The following is a 17414-nucleotide window of genomic DNA, read 5'->3' on the forward strand; positions in this document are numbered from 1 at the left end:
CGCCAGGGGGCGAAATTATGTGATTGAGATCACTTGATTATTCGGGTTGCGCTCCACCGCCAGATAGTGCTCCAGCGTTCCGAGTAGTTTTTCCTTCAGCCAGTTCGGCTCCAGAATCTGAATATGAGGCAGCCAATAGAACAGCAGCGGCAGGATCTGGTTCTCGTGGGCCGCCTGGCAGCGCAGCGTGACTCCGCCCTGTTGCTCCGCCAGCAGCTCTTGTTCCGGCAGAAGATCGCGACGCAGGAAGTAATGTGAAATATTATCTTTGATGAATATTTTCACCGCGAAAGTATTTTCAGAGACCCAGGGGTCGAGGCTTTTTTCCAGCAGCGCAAGGACATTTTCTTCCGGGGTGAAGGTCGTTTTCTGAATATCAAACCAGCTAATCTGACTCAATGAGAAGGATTTCAGGCGGCTATTTTCGGTGGCTTGTAAATACCATATATTTTTTTTGTTAATGAGTTTATAGGGATTAATCAGACGGGTTTTCCCCTTATAAACAATCTGACAAACATTATGGTTTTTAATCGATCTCTCGATTTTCGTTAAATGACGGCGAATATCACGTTGTACCGTGTGTTCGGCTTCATTCGCAAGAATAAGAATATGGTTTTCGTCAACGCGCGTTTCAAGATTCTGCCAGAATTCCGTATTTCTTTCAGGGAAAAAGCTATCAGCATTCAGGAAGTTAGCAAGAGTGTGATGTATGCCTTGTCCGCCGGGCGATTGTGCCGAATGGATCAGTCGATATAGCCCGTTACCTGTATGTTCAACAATGGGAGAGAGGGCATTTAAATCCCGGTAGACGGTGCGCTCGGTAATTTTGAATTTCTCCATTAGCGCACTGCGGTTTACCACACCGTTTAAATGTAGCTCAACCAGAATATCGACCAGACGTTCAGCCGAGCGGCTCCGCGTCGTTTTAGCCATAAGGTCATCCTGTATATTTAGGTATGCGCTGAATGATGCGGGTGCACTGACACAGAATGTCAGTATTCAGGCACAGAAAATTTCTCTTATGGTTATATAACGGCGTGATTTAGCGGAAACCTTAGGAGTTTTTGTAGAAAGCGGCGCTGGCCGGAAAAAAAAGGCCAGCGCGAGGGGGATTACAAGGCGGCTTCCGCCTCCAGCATAACCGGGTGGAAACGGCGCCTGAAGTAGATCAGGCCGTGTCCTGCGTCACTCAGGATGATGTTTTTAATTTCAACAAGGTAGACAAGATGCGTGCCGATGGTTTGCACCTGGCTAATCTCGCCTTCAAGGCTGGCCAGCGCGCCCTTGAGTACCGGCTGCGCCAGCGGGCCTTTTTGCCAGCAGGAGAGGGCAAAGCGCTCCTCCATCGTTATTCCGGTCATCCCGGCGAAATGACGAGCCATGATCTCCTGCTCGTGGTTCAGCACGTTAACGCACAGCCTGCCGTTACCCTGAAATACCGGATTCATGGCGCTGTTGGCGTTGATGCACACCATCACTGATGGCGGGGTGTCGGTCACCGAGCAGACGGCGGTAGCGGTGATGCCGCAGCGTCCGGCCTCACCCTCGGTGGTGATCACATTGACCGCCGCCGACAGGCTACTCATTGCGTCGCGAAAACGCAGGCGTTGTTCATCTGAATGCATTGCAACCTCCCGCTGCGCTATTTCAGCAGCTTGTCGAGCATGTTGATATCGCTGTTGTTGTGCAGGTGCGGTACGGTCCAGCCGTGCTGGTCGTATTCGGACATGCAGCGGTCGACCATCGCCATCATCTTGTCCATGTTGCCGGAGCTTTGCGCCTGGCGCAGACACTGCAGGCGGATCTCATCCTGGCTGCCGGAGTAGTTAATTTCGTACAGCTCGTGACGACCGCCAAACTCGCTGCCGATGGCGTCCCACATCAGCTTCAAAATCTTGATGCGTTCGACGTGATCCATGCCGTTGGAGCCGCGCACATATTTCGCCAGATACTGGTCGATCTGCGGGTTGTTCAGATCCCGGGCGCTGGACGGCAGGTAGATCAGACCGGACGTCACGTTACGCTCGATGATGTTCTTGATCTTCGCGTAGGCCATCGGCGCCATCACGCGGTAGGTTTGCAGCGCGGCGTGATCCGGCAGGTAAGCGCCGTTGACCCACGGGGTGGCTTCTGAACACATGGAGTCGCTCAGCGCCCAGAACATATTGCGCCAGGCCACCACTTCGCCGAGATCCGCCTGCACGCCGCGGAACTCCAGGGTACCGGTGCACTCCAGGGATTTCTTCAGCAGGGCGGTGATAAAGTCGAGCTTCACCGCCAGACGCACGCAGGCCTGCAGCGGGTACATGCGGGCGAAACCGCCTTCCATCGTCCAGCGACGGCAGCGGTCGAAATCGCGGTAGATCAGCACGTTTTCCCACGGGATCAGCACGTGATCCATCACCAGGATGGCGTCGTTCTCGTCGAAGCGGCTGGAGAGCGGATAGTCGTACGGGGATCCGGTTGCGCCTGCCACCATCTCGTAGGAGGCGCGGGAGATCAGCTTCACGCCCTCGGCATCCATCGGCGCGACGAACATCAGCGCGAAGTCCGGGTTTTCGCCCATCACCTGCGCGGAACCGAAGCCGATCATGTTGTAGTGGGTCAGCGCCGAGTTGGTCGCCACCACTTTCGCACCGCTGACGATAATCCCGGCGTCGGTCTCCTTCTCCAGCTTGATGTAGACGTCTTTTACCTCGTCCGCTGGCTTGTGGCGGTCGATCGGCGGGTTAACGATGGCGTGGTTAAAGTACAGGCCGGTTTCCTGAATGCGGGTGTACCAGTTCCGGGCGTTCTGCTCGAACTGGCCGTAGAAGGCCGGGTTGGCGCCCAGCGCGCAGCCGAACGCGGCTTTGTAGTCCGGCGTGCGGCCCATCCAGCCGTAGCTCAGGCGCGACCACTCGGCGATGGCGTCGCGCTGCTGGCGCAGGTCGTCGGCGCTTTTCGCCACGCGGAAGAACTTGTGGGTATAGCCGCCGCTTCCGGTGTCGGTGCCCCAGCAGAGCTTGTCCTGCATGTCCGGCTTGTGCAGCGCGTCGTACATCTGTGCGATGGAGGCTGCCGCATTGCGAAACGCCGGATGGGTGGTGACGTCTTTGACGCGCTCGCCGTAGATATAAATCTCACGACCGTCCTGCAGGCTTTTTAAATACTCTTCGCCGGTTAACGGGCGTTTGGCATCAGCGCGGAACTCTTCAGGCTTCATAGGGGACCTCGTATCGGAATAGAGTTGTTAAATTTATGTTTTGTTTTTGTTGTTTAATTGAAGCCTGAGAGGGACGTAACGTGAAGGGACGATTGGGACAACGACGGGTACTTTTCGGGTGGGATGTGGTTTTGTGATCTGTGCGGCTTTTCGGCGGGTGGCGCTGCGCTTACCCGCCCTACGAACCGTGATGCGTTCAGGAAACCGGTACTTTCTGCGCCCGATACGCGCTCGGCGAGCACCCCACTAAGCGGTTAAAAAATCGGGCGAAATAGGCCGGATCTTTGAACCCCAGCTGCCAGGCAATCTCGCTGACGGTGCTGTCGGAGAAGAGCAGCAAGCGCCTGGCCTCCCGCAGCTGGCGGTCGAAGATCAGGCGTTTTGGCGGGCGGTTGGCGAAGCGGCGACAGATATCGGTCAGGCGGGATTCGGTCAGGTGCAGCTCGCTGGCGTATTCCGGCACCGTCCAGTGCTGGTGGTAGTGGGTGTCGATCAGCTGGGTAAAGCGCTGGAACAGCTTCAGCTCGCCGCGCATGCCGCCTGAGGCGTGGTCGTCGAGCTTCGCGTTGCGCAGCAGCAGGGTAAACACCGCCTGCGCTAGCAGGACCAGGGTGTGCTCGCGCCCGGGCAGCTGCTCCGTGGATTCCCGGGCAATCAGCTGCCAGTAGTGCTTCAGCGCCGCCAGCTCGTCCGGCCTGTCGGAAAGCGAAAGGCAGATCCCCGGCAGGCCGAACGCCTCCCGCGTGCCGGGGTAAAGCACCTCCAGCAGCGGCCAGATCAGATCCTCACGCACCGTCAGCACGTGCCCGTCGCTGTCGGATTCGGTGATAAACGCGTGCGGCACCGACGGTGGCGTGAGGACGAACAGCGGGGCCTGCACCGAGTAGCGGTGATCGTCGAGCTGGAGCTCAATCTGCCCGGTATCGAGAAAGTGCATCTGAAAGTACTGGTCGTGACGATGCGCCTGCATGTCGCGGCCAAAAAAGGCCGCCATGCGGGCGAACGACTGGTAGTGCACATCGTCGGTGCCCAGACTTTCATCGTACTCCTTGCTGATATCAATGTTGGCGATAGGGCTCTGGCACATGACCGTTCCTCTGTTGATCCCGCTGCGTCATCGGAATGCGCGTCAGCACCAGCGCGCCGACCACCAGCAGCCCGGCCACGAACCACAGTCCGGAGCTGAAGCTGCCGGTCGCGTCGCGCAGGATCCCAATCAGCAATGGGCTGACGGCGGATCCGACGTTGCCGATGGCGTTGATCACCGCCAGCGCCACCGCGCGGGACTGCAGGCTAATAACCCGATCCGGCGTGGTCCAGAATATCGCCATGGCGGTAAACGATCCGGTTGAGGCCATGATGATGCCAAGTAGCTGGATCAGGCTGTGATCCGTCGCGGAGGCCAGCATCCATCCCGCCGCCGCGAACAGATACGGCAGGATGGTGTGCTTTTTTCGCTCTTTCAGCCTGTCGGAGCGGCGGCTCCACCAGATCATCCCGAGGATGGTGCAGAACTGCGGGATCGCCGCCAGCAGGCCGATGACGATGTTGCTGCTTCCCGTGTTGAAGCTTTGCAGGATCTGCGGCGTCCAGATGTTGATCGCGCTCAGCGTGTTGGTCAGGCAGAAGTAGGCCAGCGTGTAGAGCAGCACCGCCGGGGTCAGCACTTCGCGCAGGGTAGAGCGTGCCGAGGCAGGCTGCGTTACGGCCAGCTCCTGCTCGCGGGCGATCATCGTTTTCAGCGCCTGTTTTTCGTCGTCATCCAGCCAGGTGGCCTGGTCCGGCGTGTCGTTGAGGTAAAACCAGGTCACCACGCCGAGCACCACCGACGGCAGCCCCTCCAGCAGGAACAGCCACTGCCAGCCCTTGAGGTTCCACAGCCCGTCCATCGCCAGAATGTACCCGGAGAGGATCGAACCGAGCATCATGGTCACCGGCATGGCAATCATAAACAGCGCGTTGGCGCGGGCGCGGTGATACGCCGGGAACCACCAGGTGAGATAGACCAGGATCCCCGGCAGGAAACCGGCTTCGGCAATGCCCACCAGCATGCGCAGGACGTAGAGCGTTTCAGGGCTGGTGGCGAACATGGTGCAGGTGGAGGCAATACCCCACACCACCATGATCCCGGCGATCCAGCGGCGTGCGCCGATCTTCGCCAGCATGATGTTGCTCGGGATGCCGCACAGCACGTAGGTGACGTAAAACAGCGTCGCGGCCAGGCCAAACATGGTTGACGTGAGGCCCAGATCTTTACCCATCGTCAGCCCGGCAAAGCCGATGTTAATGCGATCGAGAAACGAGAAGACAAACAGGATAAAGAGAAAGACGATCAGACGCCGAAACAGCTTGTGAATGGCGCGATGTTCAACAGCTTTATTATCATGGGTTTGCAGGGTAGAGGTCGTCATGGTGCGCTCCAGATCTTACGTTTAGTAGACGGATTTATTGTTATTAACTGACGTAACCGGTTGTTCGATAAAACGTGCCGCCAGCGCTTCCGCGCCGCGGGCGAGCAGGGTGGTGTCGACGCCGACGGCGACAAACCGCGCGCCGAGTTCAAGGTAGCGTTTAGCCAGCTGCTCGTTCGCCATCAGGATGCCGGGGGCTTTACCGGCGGCGCGTATCTGCGCGATCGCCTGCTCGATGGCGGCCTGCACCTCCGGGTGCTGCGGATTGCCGGCAAAGCCCATGTCGGCGCTCAGATCCGCCGGGCCGATAAACACGCCGTCAACGCCTTCCACGTCCAGGATCTGCGGCAGGTTTTTCAGGGCCTCGCGGGTTTCGATCTGCACCAGCACGCACATGGCGTCGTTGGCCTGCTGGAGGTAGTCCGGAATGCGGTTCCAGCGCGATGCGCGCGCCAGGGCGCTGCCGACGCCGCGAATGCCCGCAGGCGGGTAGCGGGTGGCACGTACCGCCAGCCGCGCTTCGTCGGCGTTTTGCACCATCGGCATCAGCAGGGTTTGCGCACCCACGTCCAGCAGCTGTTTGATTTGCACCGGGTCGTTCCACGACGGGCGGACCACCGGCTGGCTCGGATAAGGGGCGATAGCCTGCAGCTGGGTTAAGACGGTCTGCACGCTGTTCGGCGCGTGCTCGCCGTCGATCAGCAGCCAGTCGAAGCCTGCTCCGGCCAGCAGTTCGGCGCTGTAGCTGCTGGTCAGCCCCAGCCATAACCCAATTTGCGGACGGCCTGCTTTCAGCGCCGCTTTAAATGCGTTTTGCATCGTGCTCTCCTAGACAAAGCGGCAGCTGATGGAGCCCATGTTGCCGTAGTCGACGTGGAAGGTGTCGCCTCTGCTGGCGGGCACCGGGCGGGTAAACGAGCCGCCGAGAACGATCTGGCCAGGCTCAAGCTGCACGTCGTACGGCGCAAGCTTGTTGGCCAGCCACGCCACGCCGTTGGCCGGGTGGTTCAGGACGCCTGCGGCCACGCCGGTCTCTTCGATCACGCCGTTACGGTAGAGCAGGGCGGAGATCCAGCGCAGGTCCAGCTCGTCGGGCTTAATCGGACGGCCGCCGAGGATCACGCCAGCGTTGGCGGCGTTATCGGAGATGGTGTCGAAGACCTTGCGCGGACGCTGGGTCTCCGGGTCGACGTTGTGGCAGCGGGCGTCGATCAGCTCCAGCGCGGGGATGACGTAATCCGTGGCGTTGTAGACGTCGAAGATCGTGCAGTTCGGGCCGCGCAGCGGTTTTGCCAGTACGAAGGCCAGCTCCACTTCAATGCGCGGGACGATGAAGCGATCGACGGGGATGTCGCTGCCGTCATGGAAGAACATGTCGTCCAGCAGCGCACCGTAGTCCGGCTCGCTGATTTGCGAGCTGGCCTGCATCGCTTTGGAGGTGAGGCCGATCTTGTGGCCCTTCAGCACGCGGCCTTCGGCGATCTTCAGGCTCACCCATTCGCGCTGGACGGCGTAGGCGTCTTCAATCGTAATCTCCGGATAGTCCAGCGAGATCGCGCGGATCTGCTCCCGGGACTGTTCCGCCTGATGCAGACGATGGGCGATCAGGGTATGGGTATGTTTATCGAGCATGGCGATATCCTGTTTTATGTTTTTTCTCCCTCTCCCTGTGGGAGAGGGGACAGACCGTGCGGTTTTACTTAAACAACGCGTGCACGTTGTTTTGTTTGTAATTGAGCGTCGGGTGCAGTTCGTCGAGCTCAAACGACAGCGCCAGGTAGCGGCTCGCCATCAATTCCGCAAAGTGCGCTTTGATCAGCCCAAACAGCATCTCCCCCACGGCTTCCCGGCTCTCCAGGCTGCGCCCCGCGCCAATCTTCAGCGTCATATGGACAAAGGCGTAATCATGCTTGCCGTCGGCCATCTGCCAGGTGTCCAGCCAGTGGGCGCGGCTGCGGATACCGCCGAGCGGGAAGATGCCCGTGGCGGCGAGCGCCTCGTTCACTTTGGCGAACAGCCCCGGCAGGTCGGCCTGCTGGCGGATGTTGTCGGTACATTCAGCAATAAAATGCGGCATGGTGGTTCCTTATGCGGGCAGCGGGAAAACGGCGTTGACCTGGCCGGTGCCGGAGCTGGCGAACAGTTCGGTGAGAAATTCAACCTTGCCGTCGTATTTGTCCCAGCCGAGCATGCCCAGCAGCATCACCGTGTCGTGCATGTTGCCCTCGCCGTAGCAGTAGTCGGCGTACTCCGGCAGCATGCTGCAAAACTCCTTAAACTGACCCTCGCGCCACAGCTTCACCACGCGCTCGTCCATCTGGCGGTCGAACTCGCGGGTGTAGCTGTTCATCCCTTCTTCCGCGCGCTGGTCGTCGATAAAGCGGTGCGATAGCGAGCCGCTGGCGAGCACCGCCACGGTGCCGTCGTATTTTTCGATGGCGCTGACGATGGCTTCGCCCAGCCTGCGGCTGTCGGCGAAGTCGTGAACCGTGCAGAACGCCGAGATGGAGATCACTTTGAAGTGCTTATCCGCGTTCATGTAGCGCATCGGCACCAGCGTGCCGTACTCCAGCTTGAGGCTCGGGATGTTGTGCGCTTTGGCACGCACGCCGAGCTTCACTGCCTCGTCGGCAATCAGCTGGCCGAGTGCCGGGTTGCCGTCATAGTCGTAGGTCATGTCGCGGATAAAGTGCGGCAGCTCGTTGCTGGTGTAGACGCCCGAGAAATGGTCCGCACAGTTGATGTGGTAGGCGCTATTCACCAGCCAGTGGGTATCGAACACGATGATGGTGTCCACGCCCAGCTCGCGGCAGCGCTTGCTGATCTCCTTATGCCCGTCGATGGCGCCCTGTCGGCAGCCGTGGTTTTTGCCCGGCAGCTCGGAGAGATACATTGACGGCACGTGGGTGATTTTCGCTGCTAACGCTAATTTACCCATTTTCAGATCCCCCACTTTGGAATCGGATGGTCGCCCATGGAGATGCAGACGTTCTTCATCTCCGCGAACACCTCGAAGCTGTACTCGCCGCCCTCGCGGCCGGTGCCGGAGGCCTTCACGCCGCCAAACGGCTGGCGAAGGTCGCGCACGTTCTGGGTGTTGACGAACACCATGCCTGCTTCGATATTGCGCGCCAGGCGCAGCACCTTGCTGACGTCCTGGGTCCAGATGTACGACGCCAGGCCGTACTCCACGTCGTTGGCCAGGCGCAGCCCTTCCGCTTCGTCCTTGAACGGCAGCAGGCAGGCCACCGGCCCGAAGATCTCCTCCTGCGCCACGCGCATGCGGTTATCAACATCCGCCAGCACGGTCGGGCGCAGGAAGTTGCCGCCTTTCAGGTGTGCAGGCAGGTCGGTCGGTTTGTCCGGGCCGCCCGCCAGCAGGGTTGCGCCTTCCTCAATGCCGAGGCGGATATAGCCGGAGACCTTCTCCCAGTGCTGTTGGCTGATGAGCGCGCCAATCTGGGTGGTCGGATCGGTCGGGTCGCCCACGCGCAGGCGGTTGGCTCGCTCGGCAAAGCGCTTCACGAATTCCGGGTAGATGCTCTGCTGGATAAAGATGCGCGAGCCCGCGGTGCAGCGCTCGCCGTTTATGGAGAAGATGGTGAACAGGGCGGCGTCCAGCGCGCGCTCAATGTCGGCATCCTCAAAAATCAGTACCGGGGATTTGCCGCCCAGCTCCATGGAGTATTTCTTCAGCCCGGCGTTTTTCATGATGTTGCGCCCGGTGGCGGTGCCGCCGGTGAAGGAGACCGCGCGCACGTCGTGATGACGCACCAGCGCGTCGCCTGCCGTCGCGCCGTAGCCCTGCACCACGTTCAGCACGCCCGCCGGAATACCCGCTTCGAGGGCCAGTTCGCCCAGACGATCGGCGGTCAACGGGGAGAGTTCGGACATCTTCAGCACGGCGGTATTACCTAAGGCCAGACAGGGCGCGACCTTCCAGGTGGCGGTCATAAACGGCACGTTCCACGGCGACACCAGCGCGCAGACGCCCACCGGCTGAACCAGGGTGTAGTTGAGCATCTTGTCGTCAACCGGGTAGGTCTTGCCGTTCATCTGCTGGCATACCTCGGCGAAAAATTCGAAGTTGTGCGAGGCGCGCGGGATCAGCACGTTTTTGGTCTGGTGGATCGGCAGGCCGGTGTCGGCGGTTTCCATGGCTGCGATTTCCGGCACGTTCTGGTCGATCAGGTCACCCAGACGACGCATCAGGCGCGCGCGCTCCTTCATCGGCAGGTTGGCCCACTTCGGGAACGCCTCTTTGGCGGCGGCAACGGCCTGGTGAATTTCAGCTTCACCGCCGGAGGCAACTTCTGCCAGGACCTCGCCGGAGGCCGGGTTAGTGGTGTGGAAGTAGTCGCTGCCCGCGACGTTTTTACCGTTGATCCAGTGGTTAATCTTTTTCATTTTGCCGTCTCTTCATTCACAATTCGGTTCACCAGGCGTCCCACGCCTTCCACTTCCACCACCACCTCATCGCCCGGCACCAAGTCGGAGAGCCCCTTCGGCGTGCCGGTGGCAATCATGTCGCCCGGCTGCAGGGTCATAAAGTCGCTCAGGTACGCAATCAGGTACGGGATGCTGAAGATCAGATCCGCCGTGGTGCCTTCCTGACGCAGCTCGCCGTTAACGAAGGTGCGCAGGGCGAGGTTGTGCGGGTCGGGAATGGCTGCTTTTGGCACGATGTTTGGGGAAATGGGGGTCAGCCCGTCGCGGCTTTTCACCCGCAGGTTCGGGCGGTAGTAGTTTTCCAGGTAGTCGCGGATGGCGTAGTCGTTGCAGACCGTATAGCCCGCAACATAGTCCATCGCCTCGGCTTCGCTCACCTTACGGGCGGTTTTGCCGATGACCACCACCAGCTCCGCTTCGTAATGCATGTATTCGATATTGTTCGGACGCACCGACGTCTGGTTGTCGCCGTTGAAGGTGTTCGGCGCTTTGATAAATACCAGCGGCTCGGTGGGCGGCTTGAAGTCCAGCTCGCTGGCGTGATCGGCATAGTTCAGACCGAGGGCAAACAGCGTGGCGTGCGGCGGCGTGCTGTGCGCAATAGTGACATTGCGCTCATCCACCACCGGGTTTTCCAGCGGCGGAAAGCCCTCCGCCAGAATACGCACGCGATCGCCCGGACGGATCTCAACGCGGCTGTGAGGGGTGCCGAGCAGGATCGCATCGCCGGGATTGAGGGTGGCGAACTCGCTCAGGGCGCTCAGCAGTTCGGCAGCGTTACGCTGAAGATCGGCGGTGTTCCAGTGGTCCGCTTCGCGGCCGTTGATCTCGGTGATGATGGTCAGGTTATCTACGTTATCAAGGGCGACAAGTTCGCCGAGCGGGCAGAATCCGTCACGACATTTGGCCTTGATGGCCGGGCGATAGAAGCTCTCTTCCGGCAGGCTCACCTCGTTGGCCAGCGCATACCCCGCGATGTGCTCCGCAGCGTCCTCCACGCGTACCTTGCTGGCGGTTTTACCGATCACCAGCGCCACCGTCGCGCCGCTGAGCACCTTTTCCCCCTGCGGGAACGGAATGGGTTCGCCCGCACGAATCACGGTGTTATGGGGTTTGATAAACCACACGGCTGTTTTCGGCGGCGTGTTGTAGGGGGCTTTTTCAAATGCCTCACGCCAGGCTTCACGCTGGCTTTGATGGTTGAGGGCGACGGCAAAAACGGTACCTTTCATTCACATACTCCTCAGGCCGGATGTCCTGTTTGGATTTCATTAATATGTTAATGATCTGGTTTTATGCTTTTGCTGCTCATTTCGCAATCAGAAGTGAAAAATTTGTGATATGAATAACAATAAATTTACATATTGAGTTTTATGTGTATTAAAATCAGTGACTTAATAAAATTGATGGGTTTCTGTTAGACTTTTTGAGGGAAAACGTGTTGTTTATAAAAACATCTTTTAGTGATTGTTTACTTGTTAATGATGTGAAGGGAAGAGGCTATGCATGATTCATTAACCATCGCGCTGCTGCAGGCGCGGGAAGCGGCGATGTCCTACTTCCGCCCGATCGTGAAGCGCCATAATCTGACCGAGCAGCAGTGGCGTATTGTGCGCGTGCTGGCTGAACATCCGTCGATGGATTTTCACGATCTGGCGTTTCGCACCTGCATCCTGCGCCCGAGCCTGACCGGTATTCTGACGCGCATGGAGCGTGACGGCCTGGTGCTGCGCCTAAAGCCGGTGAACGACCAGCGCAAGCTGTACGTGTCGCTGACCAAAGAGGGGAATGCGCTGTATGAACACGCTCAGGCGCAGGTCGAAGAGGCGTATCAGCAGATTGAGGCGGAATATACGCCGGAGAAGATGAAACAGCTGACGGCGCTGCTGGAAGAGTTTATTGAACTCGGAAACCGGCATAACGCAGCGCGGGAAGAAGAGTAAAAACCCCAAATTCCAGGATGATTTTCGTAAAGTTTTCCCTTTCCAGGCCGAAAATTCTGTATCTGCCTGAGGAAAGAGAAAACATGTTAAACCGTATCAAGATTGTCACCAGCTTAATGCTGGTTTTAGCGATATTTGGCCTTTTACAACTCACGTCCGGTGGTCTTTTCTTTAATGCTCTGAAGAATGACAAAGAGAATTTCACCGTCCTGCAAACCATTCGCCAGCAACAGTCCACGCTGAACGCCAGCTGGGTAGCGTTGCTGCAAACCCGTAATACCCTGAACCGCGCGGGTATCCGCTACATGATGGATCAGAGCAATATCGGCAGCGGCGCGACCGTTAACGATTTGATGCAAATCGCGTCTACGTCTCTGAAACAGGCGGAAAAAAGCTGGGCTGCCTACGAAGCCCTGCCGCGCGATCCGCGTCAAAACGACGCTGAAGCGATGGAGATCAAGCGTAACTATGATATTTACCACGGCGCGCTGGCGGAGCTGATCCAGCTGCTGGGCGCGGGCAAAATCAACGCCTTCTTCGACCAGCCGACCCAGAGCTATCAGGACGGTTTTGAGAAGCAGTACGTGAGCTACCTGCAGCAGAACGACAAGCTGTACCAGATGGCGGTCGAAGACAGCAACAGCTCCTTCAGCCAGGCTATCTGGGTGCTGATTAGCGTCCTGATTGCCGTGCTGGTGGTGATCGTGGCCGTCTGGCTCAACATCAAGCAGACGCTGATCTCCCCGCTGAATCGTCTGATCGACAACATTCGCCATATCGCCAGCGGCGACCTGGTGAAGCGTATTGAGGTTCAGGGCACCAACGAAATGGGTGAACTGGCCGACTCGCTGCGTCATATGCAGGGTGAGCTGGTGCGTACCGTTGGCGACGTGCGTAACGGCGCGAACGCGATCTACAGCGGCGCGAGTGAAATCGCGATGGGCAATAACGACCTCTCCTCCCGTACTGAACAGCAGGCCGCTTCCCTGGAAGAGACCGCTGCCAGCATGGAGCAGCTGACGGCGACCGTTAAGCAGAACGCCGAGAACGCCCGTCAGGCGAGCCATCTTGCCCTGAGCGCCTCCGAAACCGCGCAGAAAGGCGGCAAAGTGGTGGATAACGTGGTGCAGACCATGCGCGATATCGCGGGCAGCTCGCAGAAAATTGCCGACATTATCAGCGTGATCGACGGCATTGCTTTCCAGACCAACATCCTGGCACTGAACGCGGCGGTAGAAGCGGCGCGTGCGGGCGAGCAGGGCCGTGGCTTTGCGGTGGTGGCCGGTGAAGTGCGTAACCTGGCCCAGCGCAGTGCCCAGGCGGCTCGTGAAATCAAGAGCCTGATTGAAGACTCCGTGGGTCGCGTGGAAGTGGGTTCAACGCTGGTAGAAAGCGCCGGTGAAACCATGGGTGAGATCGTGAACGCGGTGACCCGCGTAACGGACATCATGGGTGAAATCGCCTCTGCGTCTGACGAGCAGAGCCGCGGTATCGACCAGGTGGGTCTGGCGGTAGCTGAGATGGATCGCGTGACCCAGCAGAACGCCTCGCTGGTTGAAGAGTCTGCCGCGGCTGCGGCCGCACTGGAAGAGCAGGCGAGCCGCCTGACTCAGGCCGTGGCGGTGTTCCGCATTCAGCAGGAGCAGATGAAAGCGCGCGAATTCGCTGCGGCTAAAGCGGTTTCCACGCCGGTGATGGCGCGTAAAACCGCGACGGTCGATTCAGGCGATAACTGGGAAACGTTCTAACTCTGTGCGTTGTGCCGGGTGACGGCTGCGCCTTACCCGGCCTACGGTTCAGGGTTTTGTAGGCCCGGTAAGCGCAGTGCCACCGGGCGATATTACAGAGGCAGGCGCATGGCGCAGCGCGTTTCATACGCGAAACCGTGCGCTGTCTCTTCTTCCCTTTTCTGACGCAGTTCAGGCGTCAGCGTCGTCATTTTTTTAAACCCTAGCTTTGCATAGAACGGCGCGTTCCACGGTACGTCCCGGAACGTCGTCAACGTCAGCGACGTCAGCCCCAGCGTGCGGGCATGGTCAGCCGCACAGGCGATAAGCTGCCGGCCAATCCCTTTTCCCTGCCAGTTCAGATCGACCGAAAGCTCCACGATAAACAGCGACGAAGAGTGCGCTTCGGTGAGGATAAACCCCACGGGGCGGTCGTTCACCCGCGCCAGCCAGCTTAGCCCACGTTCGACATACTCAAGGTGCTTCTCAGCAGAAATGACTTCACCGTCGGCAAGCCAGGCGAGCTCCGGGTCTTCACGAAAGCGCTCGCCCGCCGCGCGTTCAATGGCGGGCAGGGCGGCAACGTCGCCGGGACGTGTGGGTCGAAGGGTGATGTTAAGGTCGACCATTAGCCTGCTCGACTCACAATTTTAATTTCGACCATGCCAATTCCGAGCTCGCGCGGTGAATGGCCAAGAATATTCCCTTCATTGGTGGACTGCGGATCCGGCGGGACGATCACCAGGGTATTGCTGCGCGAAGGATTCTCAAAATGCAGCGTATGCGTGCTCACGTCGTTCCCGAGCGTCAGCGTCTGCTCCCGATCGCCCACGCGCACCGGTACGGGCTTGTTAGCGTTAGGGCCATACGCTCTGGCGGTGATCACCAGGTCGAACTGTTCCGGCAGGGGATGGGTGTACTCAATTTTCACCTCATTGCCCAGCTGCGCGTTGGACCAGCGTCCCCAGGACTCCGGCCGCGAGATGCCGCTAAACTGCTTCACTTCTTCCGGCGCGCCGGCCACGTTAAAGATAAAGCTGTCCGCTTTGTAGCGAATATCGTTGTCGCTGATTTTCAGCATGTCGATGTTGTGCTGATAGCGCGCCGTATCAATTACCGTATCTTTAAACGCGGTTTTGCCTTTCCACTGGGCTTTATCCACGTGCTGCACGGTTTGCTCGCCGCCGAGCTGGCCCTGAGAAACACACCAGTCGGTAGAGAGCGCCAGCGGCTGCGACCAGAGCTGGCCCATTTTGTAGCACCGGTCGACCCAGACGAAGTTATCGCGTGGCGCAAAATCGGCCAGCTGATAGCGCAGCGGCGCGGAATACTCGCTTTCTGGCAGCGGCTCAACGCGACCCTCCGACACGCGTACCAGCAGCGGCAGGCGGAAGTTGCTGCCCGAGAAGGCAATGGTGTTTTTATCCCGATCGACGGTGAAGTCCTTCATCTCTTTCGGGAAGTTCCACAGGCGGATGATGTCGGGCTTCCAGGCGAGGATTTTTTCCTTCATGTTGAGGAACACTTCCGACAGGGATTGCCCCGACAGCGTGCTGCGGCCCAGGCCAATAAAGTTGTCGCCGCCCAGGATGTCCAGCACGGTGGCGCCGTTATCCATGGAGTTGCGTTTGGTGGCAATCTCCTCCTGCTGCGGCTGGTCGCCGCGCAGGACGAAGAACAGATTGCTGCGATCCTGCTTGTTGAGCTGATCCCAGGCACTGTTTTTCATCGCCAGATGGTCAGACGAAACGACGATGACGGTGTTTTTAAACCAGGGTGAGGCTTTGATTTTCTCGACCAGCGCGGCAATGTGCTCCTGACTGCAGGTGACGGCGCTGAAAGACTTGTTGTTTTTGCCATCAACGTTATAGCTTTTGCGTTTACAGCTGCGCGAGACGAACCCGTCAGGATGGTGAGTGTCCACCGTCAGCGCAAAGAGAGAGAAACGCTTGCCCGCGCGGGACAGCTCCTCGAATTTCTTCCAGGTTTCGTCGAGTACCGTATCGTCATAGAAGCCCCAGTCGTTGCGGTAGTTTGGGTCGGCAACCGTCGTTTTTAACTCTTCTGAGCCATACAGGTGATCAAAACCGTGGGATTTCAGGAACACATCTTTTCCGGCGAAGCGCAGGTTTGCCCCCTGCACAAAATAGTTTTCGTAACCGGAGTTTTTCAGGATATCGCCGAGGCAAATATTCTGCGGGAAGAAGGTCGACATGGAGGCTGAGGCGTTACCTTCAAAAGGCGCGAACAGCGGGATACCGCACTGGGAGGCAACCATCCCGGCAATCGTGTAATCCGTACCGGGCAGCTGCATGGTGTGGCTGAAATCAAGACCTTCATTTTTCAGCGCACCCAGGTCCGGCGTCAGGTCAGGGAACGCATCGTTATCAAAGTACGTGCGTTCCAGGCTTTCACCGTAGATGTAGACCAGGTTGAGCTTCGGGTTGGCGATCGTTTTCGACGGCTCTTTGTAGTAAGCCACGAAATCCGGATCGCCGTCGCGCGACTGGGATTTCACCAGCTCGGTGATCTGATGGAACGCCGGGCTGGCGTCGACGGAGGCCAGCGCCAGGAATAACGCCAGCAGGCTGTAGCCATGATGGTGTGGATGATGGCGACGTCGACGCAGCACCCAGGCCAGCGCGCCAAAAATGGTGACCAGCGCGACGACAAGGCCGAGCCCCGGAAGAATGTACTTGCTGACCCCCGCGCCCGTCAGGCTGTTTGTCAGCGTGTAGAGCACCGCATCGTTAATGCCGTCACCGGTAAAGTAATCGCTGGCGTATAAGGTAATGTTTAAAATAATAAAAATGCCGAGCACAACCAGCGTGGCGATAAACCACCAGGTGTGACGGCCGGCTTTGCAGGCGTAAACGCCGACAGAAGCCAGAAAAAGGATAAGAGACATGAATTCAGACAACAGCATATCCTCGTGACGCCAGATGCTTCGCTGGCTAACTGTTTATTTTTTGGGTCATACAATGTAATTGCGATGTCGTTAAGCTGCAATTTTAGTGTCACGAAAGTGTGCTGTTGTTAGGATTTGGTTTAGAAAATCGTTTTTATGAAGGTGTGCACATCCTGACAAACGGACGCTGAGACGGTGGCAGGTGGGAAAAACGCTCATTTAGCGCCGCGCTGCAAGACTATCGCATTAAACGCGGCGTGTTGTGGCAGAAAATGGGGTGGATCAGGAGATGAAATTAACGCCTTGTTTCAGCACCAGATCGCAGGCTTTGGTTTTCACCTGTTTGGCCAGAGAGGAGTTGCCGAGGGTGCTCAGGTTAAGCTGCTGACCGTTCTGCGCGTTAAGCAGGCCCTGAATGCCGTCCATATAGTTGGTGTCCGCTTTTTGCTCCTGGGTATCCAGACCCAGTTTACCCAGCACCTGGTTTTTCACGTTTTGCGCATCGGTCACGGAGGCCAGTTTTTGCTTCGCGCAATATTCCAGAATCCCCGCCGCGTTGTTCATCGTGCCCGCGCTCAGGCTCTGACCGCTGTTGCCCAGCAGGCTGGTGAGGGAAGAGGCGGAGAGTCCGCCCTGCGTGCTGCTGCTCTCTTTGGTCAGCTCGTTTGCTGCGCTTGACAGGGACTCCTGCCAGGACGCCGCTTGCGCTGCGCCGGTCACCAGCAGCGCGCCTAAAAGGGTGCTGACAATCATCTGTTTTTTCATCATGGC

The 17414-nt window shown here is 58.5% G+C and carries 16 protein-coding genes; 2 read left to right on the plus strand and 14 right to left on the minus strand.

From position 1 onward, the window contains the following. Window positions 1-15: 15 nt before the first annotated feature. The 11 genes from ACDO57_RS14720 to hpaG all read right to left on the minus strand — a co-directional run bounded on the left by ACDO57_RS14720 (window position 16) and on the right by hpaG (window position 11297). Entirely contained in the window at window positions 16-933 is a 918-nt protein-coding gene (locus tag ACDO57_RS14720) for a helix-turn-helix transcriptional regulator (RefSeq protein ID WP_370884198.1), read from the minus strand. A 179-nt stretch (window positions 934-1112) separates the two neighbouring features. Continuing rightward, window positions 1113-1625, minus strand: a complete 513-nt coding sequence (locus tag ACDO57_RS14725) for a 4-hydroxyphenylacetate 3-monooxygenase reductase subunit (RefSeq protein WP_024908295.1) — start codon at window positions 1623-1625, stop codon at window positions 1113-1115. A 17-nt stretch (window positions 1626-1642) separates the two neighbouring features. Next, window positions 1643-3205: a 4-hydroxyphenylacetate 3-monooxygenase, oxygenase component gene (hpaB, locus tag ACDO57_RS14730; protein WP_290094442.1), complete on the minus strand. Its 1563-nt coding sequence runs from the start codon at window positions 3203-3205 to the stop codon at window positions 1643-1645. Window positions 3206-3401: 196 nt separating this feature from the next. Further along, window positions 3402-4292 carry a 4-hydroxyphenylacetate catabolism regulatory protein HpaA gene (hpaA, locus tag ACDO57_RS14735; protein ID WP_024908293.1) on the minus strand — a complete coding sequence of 297 codons (891 nt, stop codon included), beginning with the start codon at window positions 4290-4292 and terminating at the stop codon, window positions 3402-3404. Beyond that, complete coding sequence (gene hpaX, locus ACDO57_RS14740; protein ID WP_370884199.1) at window positions 4264-5616, minus strand: 4-hydroxyphenylacetate permease; 1353 nt, start codon at window positions 5614-5616, stop codon at window positions 4264-4266. The genes hpaA and hpaX overlap by 29 nt, the downstream gene beginning before the upstream one ends. A 21-nt stretch (window positions 5617-5637) precedes the next feature. Beyond that, window positions 5638-6435: a 4-hydroxy-2-oxoheptanedioate aldolase gene (gene hpaI / locus ACDO57_RS14745; protein ID WP_370884200.1), complete on the minus strand. Its 798-nt coding sequence runs from the start codon at window positions 6433-6435 to the stop codon at window positions 5638-5640. Between the two features lie 9 nt (window positions 6436-6444). Next, the gene (hpaH, locus tag ACDO57_RS14750; RefSeq protein WP_370884201.1) at window positions 6445-7248 is read right to left on the minus strand and encodes a 2-oxo-hept-4-ene-1,7-dioate hydratase; all 804 of its coding nucleotides are present in this window, start codon (window positions 7246-7248) and stop codon (window positions 6445-6447) included. A gap of 64 nt (window positions 7249-7312) precedes the next feature. Further along, a complete protein-coding gene (locus ACDO57_RS14755; protein ID WP_024908289.1) occupies window positions 7313-7693 on the minus strand; it encodes a 5-carboxymethyl-2-hydroxymuconate Delta-isomerase in 381 nt (126 codons plus the stop codon). Window positions 7694-7702: 9 nt separating this feature from the next. Continuing rightward, the gene (gene hpaD / locus ACDO57_RS14760; RefSeq protein ID WP_061716008.1) at window positions 7703-8554 is read right to left on the minus strand and encodes a 3,4-dihydroxyphenylacetate 2,3-dioxygenase; all 852 of its coding nucleotides are present in this window, start codon (window positions 8552-8554) and stop codon (window positions 7703-7705) included. A gap of 2 nt (window positions 8555-8556) precedes the next feature. Continuing rightward, window positions 8557-10023, minus strand: coding sequence for a 5-carboxymethyl-2-hydroxymuconate semialdehyde dehydrogenase (gene hpaE, locus ACDO57_RS14765; protein WP_063614415.1), 1467 nt, complete (start codon window positions 10021-10023; stop codon window positions 8557-8559). Continuing rightward, entirely contained in the window at window positions 10020-11297 is a 1278-nt protein-coding gene (hpaG, locus tag ACDO57_RS14770) for a 4-hydroxyphenylacetate degradation bifunctional isomerase/decarboxylase (protein ID WP_370884202.1), read from the minus strand. The genes hpaE and hpaG overlap by 4 nt, the downstream gene beginning before the upstream one ends. Before the next feature lie 270 nt (window positions 11298-11567). Between hpaG and hpaR the strand changes: the two genes are divergently transcribed. Further along, window positions 11568-12008: a homoprotocatechuate degradation operon regulator HpaR gene (gene hpaR, locus ACDO57_RS14775; RefSeq protein WP_023334396.1), complete on the plus strand. Its 441-nt coding sequence runs from the start codon at window positions 11568-11570 to the stop codon at window positions 12006-12008. A gap of 83 nt (window positions 12009-12091) precedes the next feature. Next, window positions 12092-13756, plus strand: a complete 1665-nt coding sequence (gene tsr, locus ACDO57_RS14780; RefSeq protein ID WP_370884203.1) for a methyl-accepting chemotaxis protein — start codon at window positions 12092-12094, stop codon at window positions 13754-13756. 92 nt (window positions 13757-13848) lie between these two features. On the opposite strand, the gene ACDO57_RS14785 is transcribed toward tsr, so the two are convergent. The 3 genes from ACDO57_RS14785 to ACDO57_RS14795 form a co-directional block, all read right to left on the minus strand. Next, window positions 13849-14364, minus strand: a complete 516-nt coding sequence (locus tag ACDO57_RS14785; RefSeq protein WP_090419156.1) for a GNAT family N-acetyltransferase — start codon at window positions 14362-14364, stop codon at window positions 13849-13851. Then, window positions 14364-16655: a phosphatidylglycerol--membrane-oligosaccharide glycerophosphotransferase gene (gene opgB, locus ACDO57_RS14790; protein ID WP_061716109.1), complete on the minus strand. Its 2292-nt coding sequence runs from the start codon at window positions 16653-16655 to the stop codon at window positions 14364-14366. The genes ACDO57_RS14785 and opgB overlap by 1 nt, the downstream gene beginning before the upstream one ends. Before the next feature lie 270 nt (window positions 16656-16925). Further along, on the minus strand, window positions 16926-17408 hold the full coding sequence (locus ACDO57_RS14795; RefSeq protein ID WP_061716004.1) for a DUF2501 domain-containing protein: 483 nt from the start codon (window positions 17406-17408) through the stop codon (window positions 16926-16928). Window positions 17409-17414 lie beyond the last annotated feature (6 nt).

The organism is Enterobacter cloacae complex sp. 2015409 (assembly GCF_041365315.1).
GTDB lineage: Bacteria > Pseudomonadota > Gammaproteobacteria > Enterobacterales > Enterobacteriaceae > Enterobacter > Enterobacter pseudoroggenkampii.